Origin of the sequence: Bradyrhizobium altum, assembly GCF_020889705.1 — a bacterium.
Classification (GTDB): Bacteria; Pseudomonadota; Alphaproteobacteria; order Rhizobiales; family Xanthobacteraceae; genus Bradyrhizobium; species Bradyrhizobium altum.
The window spans coordinates 1-1,269 of record NZ_JACMYP010000547.1; the positions used below are offsets into that span (position 1 = coordinate 1).

Annotated in this window: 1 protein-coding gene; it reads right to left on the reverse strand. The window is 63.0% G+C overall.

Going from position 1 to position 1,269, the window contains the following annotated elements:
- Positions 1 to 18: 18 nt before the first annotated feature.
- A protein-coding gene (locus H8B02_RS47280; RefSeq protein ID WP_229172512.1) for an IS3 family transposase occupies positions 19 to 1,205 on the reverse strand; the annotation gives its coding sequence in 2 pieces (ribosomal slippage) (positions 19 to 953 and positions 953 to 1,205; 1,188 coding nt in all).
- Between the last annotated feature and the right edge of the window lie 64 nt (positions 1,206 to 1,269).

The following is a 1,269-nucleotide window of genomic DNA, read 5'->3' on the forward strand; positions in this document are numbered from 1 at the left end:
TGACCTGCCCCTGAATTTTCATCCAGCGGCAGTTAGAGTCTCGGGGGGTTGTACGCCTTGCGGCGCGGTGGAAGCAACGGGCGATCGGCGGAGCTGGTCGGGGTTGCGCAGCCGAGCGTCCGTTGCGGTGAGAGAGGCGGCGTAGGCCGCGGGCGTGAGGTATTGCAGCGAGGAATGGGGGCGTTCGCCATTGTAGTCGGCGACCCATGCCGCGAGTTTGGCCCTGGCATCGTCGAGACCGAAGAACAGCGTCTCATTCAGGAGCTCGTCGCGCATCCGGCCGTTAAAGCTTTCGACGAAGCCGTTCTGCATTGGTTTGCCCGGTGCGATGAAGTGCCAGTCGATGCCGGTTTCCTTGCACCAGGCCAGCATGGCGTTACAGGTGAGTTCGGTGCCGTTGTCGGAAACGATCAGGCCGGGTTTGCCGCGCCGCGCGACAACCGTCGTCAGTTCCCGCGCCACACGCCGGCCCGAGATCGATGTGTCAGGAATGGCGCCCAGACATTCCTTGGTGACATCGTCGACGATGTTGAGGATGCGGAAGCGAGGCCCGTTGGCGAACTGGTCGTGGACGAAGTCCAGCGACCAGCGCGCATTCGGCTTCGCTTCCACCAGGATCGGCGCCCGGCACCCCATGGCCTTGCGGCGAGCCCGCCGCTTGCGGACTGTCAGTCCTTCTTCCCGATAGATCCGGTGAATGCGGTTGAGCCCTGATGGCTCGCCCTCTCGTCGCAGCAGAATGAACAGCCGACGGTAGCCGAACCGTCGGCGCTCGTGGGCGAGGTCGCGCAGCCGGGCACGAAGCTCCGTATCCGCAGCGCGGCGAGATCGGTAGCGGATCATCCTCCGATCCGCGTCGACGATCATGCAGGCCCGTCGCTCCGACAGGCCCATCACGGCCTTCAGGTGCGCCACAGCGGCGCGCTTGGCGGCGGGCCCTACCATTTTTTTGACAGAAGCTCGCGCAGTGCCGCCGCATCGAGCATTTGCTCGGCCAGCAGCTTCTTTAGCTTCGCGTTCTCCTCCTCCAGCGACTTCAGCCGCTTGGCTTCGGAAGCTTCCATGCCACCGAACTTGGCCTTCCAATTGTAGATCGTCGCCTCCGAGACCCCGTGTTTGCGAGCCAGATTAGCTGTCGTCGCTCCAGCCTCATGCTCCTTCAACACTGCGATAATCTGCTCTTCCGTGAACCTTGCTCGCTTCATCTGTCCGCCCTTGCTCAGGCAGGACTCTAACTCCATCTGGAGGAAATACTCAGGGGCAGGTCAG